Raw genomic sequence first — 9,096 nt, 5'->3', positions numbered from 1 at the left:
GGATGTACTCAATAACCAATTTTTCTTCTGCTGAGGTATCAGAGGGCGACAACGTAGAGATATGGGGGGTATACAGTGACAAAAACAATGTGGGGATGCCTTCAATCACGGCTACGATCATAGAGAAAGCAGAAAAGAAAAAAGGCTTCCAAGAAGAAAATCCCGTTAAAAAACCAGAAAAACAGGTTACTGAAACTCTATCACAAAAAAACGCAGTGGCTATGGCTAATGATTATTTAGATTATACTGCATTCTCTAAAAGTGGGTTAATAGAACAACTAGAATATGAGGGCTTTAGCAATGAGGATGCCACTTATGCTGTAAATAAAATAAGTGTCGATTGGAAAGAGCAAGCGGTAAACATGGCTAATGATTATTTAGATTACACTTCTTTCTCTAGAAGCGGACTAATAGAGCAATTAGAATACGAAGGCTTTAGTAACGAAGATGCGGTTTATGCTGTAGATCAAATAGGGCTTTAATAAATTATACATAGCAAGTACATTCAGACATCCGAAAGGGTGTCTTTTTAAATACAAGGAGGTATAAAAATGTTAGCGGTATGTGATGGCGATAAGTTTTATAACAACAGGCCATGGCGACGAATGCGGAGAGATATCCTGCGTCGAGACAATATAGAGTGCCAGAAATGCAAGGCAGAGGGCAGAGTTGGCAAGGGCGAATCAGTGCATCACATTAAGCACTTAAGGGAGTTTCCCTTGCTGGCTTTGATAGATAGTAATCTGGTGACTTTATGTCTTGCTTGTCACAATGAGGAGCATCCGGAAAAAGTTTGCCGTCCGGTATGGGCTGATTGCATAGTGGCACAAAAATGGCACACTTTGACGCCTTATCCGTGGTAATATGATAGTGTGAAATATTTGAGAAGCGGACTGCACGGCAGGTGCCCATACAGATGGGAACTCGATGCTGGGTCCGCTTATATTTTCTCCTTCTCTTCTTTGGGGCTCAGCGTTCTGCTAAACGCGGGGCCCTTTTCCATTACCTTTCTTCATGGGAAATGTAACTATGTCCTCGTGAAATGCATAGATTGTATCAGGTCCGCTTGCAACCAGAAGCCTAAACGTATTACAGTTCCCTCTTTTTCATTTAAAGCGGCTAGGTGAAATATATACTAGCCGCCTATAACAACAAAAAGGCCAGGGCAATTCGCCTGGCCTTTTTTTATAGATTTAGAAGATTACGCCTAACGCAATAAGAATCAAGATTGCAATAGCGATAATTCCTACGCCGATAAAACTGCCAAATCCGCCGCCGCAAACTGGAGCGACAGGTTGAGGGCAACATGCTCCGCCCATTCCGCCGTAACCCATTCCGTACATGATATTTCCTCCTTCTAACTGTTTGATTTAGTTAAGCTTAGAATACTATACCCATAGCAATAAGCAGAAGAATGATTACGACTACGATTGCAATTCCTGCACCTAAGTGTCCTTTTCCTGTTCCACAAGCAGCACCGTCAAGACCAAATGCCATTTGAATTTCCTCCTTTATCCGAAGATACTACAGTTTATGATTAGTCAGTAGAAATTGCCACAATATGGTAATAAGCAAGGCGGTGATGCAGTTGTGCAGATGTAGATTATATGAGCTTGTGGAGGCAAACGCAAAAGAGTATTGTGCGAACTGCCGCCGGTGGGACGGAAAGAAGTGCAAGGATGAAGCGTTGCTTTTATACGAGGAGCAAAGGGAGCATGGATGGGCTGATCGGATGATGCGGGGGAATAGGGGCATACATCTATAAAAAAGCCTAGGCATAAATACCTAGGCCAAAACAGTTATAGACTTTCAATGGGGCCGATTAGTATTACCAGCAAAGATACAAATATTTGTGGCAGCATTGCAAGAAAACCTAAGAAGCCAGAAAGCATATACTTCACCTCTTTATTTAGATTCCTGTAAGAATAAGAGGTGCTTTAATTTATACTATTCAGCATGTCCATGAGATGTTCATGGCGAGGGGTGCGGGGGGATAGGGGAATATATTTGGAATAGAAGGAATATTATTCCTTTTTGTCGAAGTGGAGAAAAGAGGAGGTGATTTGATATTTGGCGGAGGGACTAAAGGGGAGATAGAAAAATAAGTATTGTGCTCCATAATTAGGATGTGTTACCATATGCAGTATGGAGGTGCATAAATGAAAAAATTCTTTTCCTTATTCTTACTCGTTCCTTTAGTCCTATTTCTTGCGGGGTGTGGTGGAGAAGGTGTAACGGCTAAAAAAGGTGAAACAGCAGAACAATCTGTAAAAAAGGCACTTAATGCCATTAAGGCCGCCGACACCGAAACAGCATCCAAGTACATTGATTATAATGAGCTTGTTAATGCGGGCAGTACAAAAAGCCTAGATACTGAAGACGAAAAGAAGTCGGAAGATATGTCCAAGATGATCTTTAAAAATATTGAATATAAGATTTTAGAGTCATCAGAAGAAGAAAAAACTGCTGTTGTCAAAACTGAAATTACTAATCTAGATATGAGCAACGTGATGGCTGGGTTTATCTCACAACTCCTTCCTCTTGCATTTAGTGGATTAGATGAAAAGCAACTAGATGAAAAGTCTTTTGAAATATTCACAAACCTCGTAAGTAGCGAAACCAAAACCGTAACGAAAACAGTAGGCATTAATCTTTCTAAAGGCGAAGAAGGATGGAAAATTGTAGGGGATGACGTATTAGCTGACGCTCTAACAGGTGGGCTAGTTAGTTTTTCAGCCAACATGAATGGAAACAATGGAAGCAATGGAGATAGTGACATAGGTAAACTACAAGAGATGCGCAATTGGTTAATAGGAAAAGTTTGGAATGAAGGATTCGTTGATATCCAACACTACGTAGCAAGAGGAAAAAGCAGCACAGGACAGACGCTTGATATTGAATTCACCTTAGAACAACTTGATGCTACAATGAAGAAGAAGACAGATTATGATAGTTTTATCGGCGGATTGGCCGAGGAACAATACTCTCAAATAAAATCAATATGGGGAAGGTTATCCCCAGAGATAGATAGGCTATATGATCAAATTAAGGGTACTCCGCCTGTCGCAAATGATGCCAGTAATTCTTTCGATACAGGAAAGTTTGAACAGTATATGGACGCCTTTACTGATGCAGTAGATGATTTAAATTAAATTTAGTTGAACTATAAAAAGCACCTTCCTCGGGTGCTTTTTTCTTATGCCCTGGGGGAGGTGAGGAGTAAGATGGCCGGAAGTAATTTTATAGTCCGTGGCGGTGCGGATTTTAGCAGCATAACCAAGGCGCATAATAAAACACAAACGCAATTAACCAGTTTTCAGGATAAAATAAGCCGTTCTATGAAAGCAGTTGGCGCCGTTCTTGGCAACCTGGCGGTTGGAAAACTTATAAAAGATTCCACGGCTATGGCAATGGGCGTTGAGAGCGCCGTGGGGAATATAAGCCGAAACATGGGCTCTGCTTCAATTACATTTAACACTTGGGCACAGACTCAATCCAAAGCTTGGGGGATGGCAAGGGCCGACGCGTATAAATACGGATCAACTTTTTCAAATCTACTTGCCAGCTTCTCGGGCAGTGCTCAGGAAACCGCTGATAACACCCAGGAACTAATGCAGGCTGCTGCTATCATAGCCAGTAAGACAGGCGGAAGCTACCAAGATACGGCGGAGAGAATTAGGTCCGGTATGTTGGGATCCACAGAGGCCATTGAAGACTTGGGCGTATACACCAATATTGCAATGATTGAAAGTACGGATGCTTTTAAAAAATTCGCTAACGGCAGATCATGGGCTCAACTCGATTTCCAAGTTCAGCAGCAGATTCGACTTGCGGCCATCCTGGAGCAAACGTACGCGCGCTATGGCGAAACCTTGGCAGACAATACGCAAACAAGGCAGGCGCGGTTTATCGCCAGCTTAAAAAATATCCAGAGCTTAATCTTGGGCGGGCTTTCCTGCCCATTTATAATGCGGTTCTGCCCGTACTAAATGCTTTGAGTAATAAACTCGAAGAGATAACCAGTAAACTAAAATATTTCACACAGGCCATTTTTGGCAAAGCCGTGGTGGGACCTGTAGCTCAAGTCGAGGATCAAGCGGCTGCTATCGCCGGAATTGGCGACGCGGCAGAGGCTACAGGGGATAGATCTGCCGCTGCAGCCAAAAAAGCAAAAGGAGCCTTGGCGGGGTTCGATGAGCTTAATACTCTTACACAATCCTCGGACTCCTCCGCCGGAAGTGGCGCTACCGCCGGAGCAGGTCCTTCAGAAGAAGTGCCTGCGGAGCTCGGGCAAGATGTCGCAAGGTGGAACAGCTCTACAGTGCCACCTTGCCAGTAGGCACCCATGAGATTACCTTTGGTGAGACGGTGGCAAATCTAAGTATATCAGGTGCATCTATCCTGGCATCCAATGTCAACTATGCCAGGATATCCGTTGCTGTCGCTGGCGAAATCGTTGTTATGGGGAAAAAGTATACCGACAACAGAGTATCCTACGCCCGGCGCATGACAGAACTGCCTGCCGGAGAGAAAGAGAATCTGATCAGCGTCCAAGAGGCTACCCTGATCAGTCCTGCGGTGGCCCCGAACGTAGCAGAAAGGCTCTACCAATATTACCAGCGCCTAATTAAACAGACCATGCGTTTTGTGCTTGATGCCGAAAGAGCAGGCTTGGCCTCCAGCGTCGAGACTTCACCCGGCACCTATAGGGACGCCATTATCGAAAGCCTGGATATCAATCTGTCCGGCGGCTATGTAACAAAGGCGGTGATTGAAGGTGAATGATCTAATTTACGATAGGACAGCGGCGGATGTTGTCTACGCCAAAGCCCATCCTGGCAGTGCGACGGCCTTAAAAGGCTGCTACAACGTCACTGATCTTAACCGGGTAGGTGAATGGTGCAAGACACTTGCGGACTTACTGAGAGCGCAGGGGTACAGGGTCACTGTTGCCCCCAAGACGGATTGGACGATGACCAACATGCCATCCCAAACGGCTCTTGCTCAGTACCTGACCACTGTCGCAACGTTAAAGGCCGCCTATATAGCCGTGGCAAGCCCTATATGGGTTGAGTATTCAAGATACGTGTAGATGGGAGTTGGTAATTATGATAATAATAGAGGACGGAATTGTGTACGAAGTCTCTGATGACGAATCAGTAAAAACTTATATAGACCGGAATATCATCTTAGGGCCCATCAAAGCACAGACTTCATTGAATTTAAGGTGGTGTCATACGAGGGTAATCACTACCCCGATTTTGAGGGAGAAGTAACCATATGCTTAAATAATCAACGCAATGCAGTTGCCTTTAGGCAAGGCATTGGGAGTATATCCTTTATGGGAGACGTATATGAATTATATTCCCAGAATGTTGTCTGTAAGAGCAGATTTTATTGTTAAAAAAACCAGAGGAATCCCCACCCTCCTCTCATGAAATGCAAGCTCAAACCCTGCTGAACACCGAATACCTCGATGCCTGGCCGAAATATCAAATTTATAAGGAGCATTCCTGTAGTAGTCAAAAATGATCTTTGTCAAAAAGAAGACCTCACGTTACAATTTGAAAGGACTGTTGGCCAACAGAATCCAATCAAAATAACGGAGGTCATCCCAAATGAATTTTACACAAAACGAGAAGCTAAAGCAACTATCTGAAAGAAGTATTGTGATCGGAGTGGACATCGCCAGCGAGCTTCATTATGCCAGGGCATTTGACTGGCGAGGAGTCGAGCTGGGCAAGGTATTCAAGTTTGAAAACAACGCTGAAGGATTCAAGGATTTCCATGCATGGATTGAACGTTTAAAAAGGCAAGCACAAAAGGAATGCATAGTGGTAGGCGCAGAACCAACCGGTCATTACTGGTTTAGCCTGGCATCTTACCTAAAAGAGCAAAGTATTAAGCTGGTCCTCGTCAACCCGTTCCATGTAAAGCGTAGTAAGGAGCTTGATGACAACCACCCCAGCAAAACGGATGCTAAGGATCCCAAGACCATCGCTAAGCTGGTCATCGAGGGCAGATACAATGAGCCCTATATCCCGGAAGGAATCTATGCAGAACTGCGAATAGCAATGGCCTGTAGGATGCGCATCCAAAAGGAAATGAACAGTATAAAAAATCGTGTTCAACGGTGGCTGAAAATCTACTTTCCCGAGCATGAAACGGTGTTTGGAAAGTTTGATGCCACGAGTAGCATGCTGGTATTGCAAGTTGCCCCGCTACCTAGGGATGTTGAAAGACTTGGAGCAGAAGGAATCAACCGAATTTGGAGAGACAACAAATTGAGAGCAGTCGGAATGAAAAGGGCTAAGAGCCTGTATGAAGCTGCTCAGAAGAGCATTGGTTGCACCGAAGGAGAGTCTTGTTCCCGAATGGAAATCCAGCTATTACTGCAAGACTATCATACTAAAACAGCACAATATGAGGCAGTCACTGAAACCATCGATGGGTTGTGCCGTCAGATACCCGAAGTAGCCAAGTTGCTTGAAATTAAAGGTGTTGGCCTCGTTACCGTGGCAGGTTTTCTCTCCGAAGTGGGAGATATTAGACGCTTTAATTCTCCAAAGCAAATTCAAAAGCTAGCGGGCCTAGCCTTGCGAGAAAGTAGCTCGGGCAAGCACAAGGGACAGACCACCATCAGTAAGCGAGGTCGAGCGCGGTTGAGGGCGATTCTATTTCAAGCAGTGATGCCGCTAGTCGCCAAAAACGCAGAGTTTGCAGAGATACACACCTACTATACGACAAGGCCCAAGAATCCACTGAAGAAGAAGCAATCGTTAATAGCCTTAAGCTGTAAACTGATTCGGGTGTTCTATGCCCTATTAACAAAGGGTATAGACTATGACCCGAAAAAGCTGATTCAAGATATTCATCGTCCAGTTGAGTATTCAGCAGCGTAACAGAATAGCAGCGAAATCACAAAAACAAACGGTCTGTGAGTAAGCGTCACCGCAGAAGTGAACAATCCAGGTAGCCTAGCAGACAAAAGAGCTGGTAGTCAGTCGGATAAATCACCATTAGAGCAAAGACTCGGTTGAGGAGCATAACTGACACCCAATCATGGATAGGTGGAACGAAGGAATTTAGGGCGGATTTATCATCTTGACCCTGTTAGACATGGGAGGTTTACCACCGTGAGAATAATGGGTTTACAACGGCCAACATATGCTAAAAAAGCAGACGTTTGCTTTGCTATACCCAAATTCTCTGAATTAGGCATTCTATGCGAATTCTATCCGTGGTGAGCTAGTTTGTTTGGTAAGGAATTCTATGAAAAAGCGAGATATTCAAAGAAAATCAAAAGATATTATAGGGAGTGTATATTTATGATTTATAAACTTTGTAAGCAAGTCATTGAAAACGGAAACTATGAGTACAGCTCTATGCTGAACAAATTGGATGTATATCTGTTGGCCAATCGGATTAAGCCGGAAGAATATACTGAGCTAAAAGGCTTGATGGATGCGCAGGCGAGTGCATAACAGGTCCGCAATTATTAAAGATAATTAAATACTGGTGATGGTTGCAATTGCCAGCATTTACATCAGGTGGTATGATATAGTAAAAGAGCACAAAGAAAGGGTGACGGGATGAAAAAAATCTTAATCTTGGTATTGCTTGTATGCATGACTCTGCTTCTCGGTTGCTCAGCGGATGCAAAGTCATCAAGTCAAAAACAAACAACTATAACTAGTGAGGTAGATAAGGAAACAGGAGAGAATTATTTTAATATCACCGCGGATGAACTTCACGCAATGATCGACGAAACACTGGTAGGGGCTAATTACGACAAATTAACAGGCGGAGAAGAGAAGATTGATAAAACGGGCGGTAAAGAAACGAAGCGCCGATCATACTATCCATTTGAACGTGAGGCCGGGGGTCTTTTATCTATATCTCAAAATACCAATGACGATGGAGTTACTAGAATCACTATAGTTGGGAATGCAGATTATCTCAAAGAAGAAGACTTTAAAAAAATGTACTTTTTGATGGGTGTTCTAATGGGCACAATTGATCCGGACAAGAGTGAAGAAATAACAGATGGGTTACGCCTGTTTGATAGTCCATATACGAATAGACTAGAAGGGGCCGAAGGAGCGAACGGAGATTATATCTATCAGGTAGATAACGGTAGTATTGTTTTTACTATTAAGCCATTATAAAAAGATAAACAACTGGCATATGAAAGCACTCTAAGCAGGGTGCTTTTTCTTATTGGGTGCGTTCTTGAAGATTTGTTTTTTTTATCCCCGAAACCCGCAGGAGGTGACGGGGAGTAGGGCGCTGGGGCAGTCACCCTTATGGAGACATGTCCATAACATATAAGAGAGGTGAGGCATTTGGATTTTATACTTATTACAGCCCTCATTGGAATTGTAGCAACCTTGTCTGGAATCATCTTAGGCTGGTCGGCAAAGGCAAAGGAGGCTAAGAACGAAGTGAGAAAAGATGCAGAGCTAGACACAGCCCTCCGCACCGACATGGAATACCTTAAGCGCGGAGTGGATGACATCCGGATAGAGCAGCGATCACAAGGTCAGCGCATGGATGCCATGGGCGAACGCCTTACTAGGGTCGAAGAGTCGTCTAAACAGGCTCACAAGCGTACTTGTAGAAACAGCAAGATTAAGGCAAGCTGAGTATTGCGCAAGGCTTGTTTCGGTTTCAATTCGAACGAATGAATTTGTTGGGGCCTCTCATCAGAGGAAATTTTACACTCCAACGGACTGTACCAACGACATTCATAAGGTTGCGTGTGAGCTATTCGACGAACTTTGGGCAGGGCAACCACTTAGGCACCTTGGAGTCAGAGTTTCGGAACTCTGTACAAACGATTTTATCCAGCTCAGCATCTTTGACCGAGACGTCACTAAACAGAGGGCAGCGGATCAGGCTATAGATAAGATTAGGGAACGCTTTGGCTCAGGATCGATAATTAGATCTTCATTTTTACACAGTGGCCTAAGCTATATGACTGGTGGGACCGTCCAGGACGAGGAATACCCAATGATGTCGAGTCTGTTATAATAAGCAAATGGTTTCTATATAAGATGTAGAAAAGGAGAGCTTTACAGTTCTCCTTTTTAATGG

General features: G+C 43.8%; 11 protein-coding genes and 1 pseudogene. 11 read left to right on the top strand and 1 reads right to left on the bottom strand.

What is annotated here, in order from left to right; genetic code table 11:
* Together DESPCE1_RS22580 and DESPCE1_RS0111910 are read left to right on the top strand one after the other, a co-directional pair.
* On the top strand, positions 1 to 482 hold a 482-nt coding region (locus DESPCE1_RS22580; protein WP_019850599.1), incomplete at its 5' end, for an Ltp family lipoprotein.
* Between the two features lie 69 nt (positions 483 to 551).
* On the top strand, positions 552 to 863 hold the full coding sequence (locus DESPCE1_RS0111910) for an HNH endonuclease (RefSeq protein ID WP_019849924.1): 312 nt from the start codon (positions 552 to 554) through the stop codon (positions 861 to 863).
* A gap of 330 nt (positions 864 to 1,193) precedes the next feature.
* On the opposite strand, the gene DESPCE1_RS23310 is transcribed toward DESPCE1_RS0111910, so the two are convergent.
* Positions 1,194 to 1,343 carry a hypothetical protein gene (locus DESPCE1_RS23310; RefSeq protein WP_014794248.1) on the bottom strand — a complete coding sequence of 50 codons (150 nt, stop codon included), beginning with the start codon at positions 1,341 to 1,343 and terminating at the stop codon, positions 1,194 to 1,196.
* Between the two features lie 816 nt (positions 1,344 to 2,159).
* On the opposite strand from DESPCE1_RS23310, the gene DESPCE1_RS0111895 reads away from it, so the two are divergent.
* The 9 genes and pseudogenes from DESPCE1_RS0111895 to DESPCE1_RS22570 form a co-directional block, all read left to right on the top strand.
* Positions 2,160 to 3,152, top strand: coding sequence for a hypothetical protein (locus tag DESPCE1_RS0111895; RefSeq protein ID WP_019850598.1), 993 nt, complete (start codon positions 2,160 to 2,162; stop codon positions 3,150 to 3,152).
* Between the two features lie 72 nt (positions 3,153 to 3,224).
* Complete coding sequence (locus DESPCE1_RS0111890; RefSeq protein ID WP_028305549.1) at positions 3,225 to 3,989, top strand: hypothetical protein; 765 nt, start codon at positions 3,225 to 3,227, stop codon at positions 3,987 to 3,989.
* 5 nt (positions 3,990 to 3,994) lie between these two features.
* Positions 3,995 to 4,339, top strand: coding sequence for a hypothetical protein (locus tag DESPCE1_RS0111885; RefSeq protein WP_019850597.1), 345 nt, complete (start codon positions 3,995 to 3,997; stop codon positions 4,337 to 4,339).
* Positions 4,306 to 4,785, top strand: coding sequence for a hypothetical protein (locus DESPCE1_RS0111880; RefSeq protein ID WP_014794245.1), 480 nt, complete (start codon positions 4,306 to 4,308; stop codon positions 4,783 to 4,785). The genes DESPCE1_RS0111885 and DESPCE1_RS0111880 overlap by 34 nt, the downstream gene beginning before the upstream one ends.
* A gap of 833 nt (positions 4,786 to 5,618) precedes the next feature.
* Positions 5,619 to 6,902, top strand: a complete 1,284-nt coding sequence (locus DESPCE1_RS0111865; RefSeq protein ID WP_019849557.1) for an IS110 family transposase — start codon at positions 5,619 to 5,621, stop codon at positions 6,900 to 6,902.
* 426 nt (positions 6,903 to 7,328) lie between these two features.
* On the top strand, positions 7,329 to 7,484 hold the full coding sequence (locus tag DESPCE1_RS23305) for a hypothetical protein (protein ID WP_019850593.1): 156 nt from the start codon (positions 7,329 to 7,331) through the stop codon (positions 7,482 to 7,484).
* Between the two features lie 108 nt (positions 7,485 to 7,592).
* Positions 7,593 to 8,168, top strand: coding sequence for a hypothetical protein (locus tag DESPCE1_RS0111855; protein WP_019850592.1), 576 nt, complete (start codon positions 7,593 to 7,595; stop codon positions 8,166 to 8,168).
* A gap of 177 nt (positions 8,169 to 8,345) precedes the next feature.
* Positions 8,346 to 8,645 carry a hypothetical protein gene (locus DESPCE1_RS0111850; protein ID WP_019850591.1) on the top strand — a complete coding sequence of 100 codons (300 nt, stop codon included), beginning with the start codon at positions 8,346 to 8,348 and terminating at the stop codon, positions 8,643 to 8,645.
* A pseudogene (locus tag DESPCE1_RS22570) lies at positions 8,614 to 9,033 on the top strand (DNA polymerase IV); the annotation flags it as partial. The gene DESPCE1_RS0111850 and the pseudogene DESPCE1_RS22570, both read left to right, overlap by 32 nt.
* Positions 9,034 to 9,096: the final 63 nt, after the last annotated feature.

The sequence above is a fragment of the Desulfitobacterium sp. PCE1 genome, assembly GCF_000384015.1.
Taxonomy (GTDB): Bacteria; Bacillota; Desulfitobacteriia; order Desulfitobacteriales; family Desulfitobacteriaceae; genus Desulfitobacterium; species Desulfitobacterium dehalogenans.
This window is presented reverse-complemented; position numbering and strand designations above follow the sequence as displayed.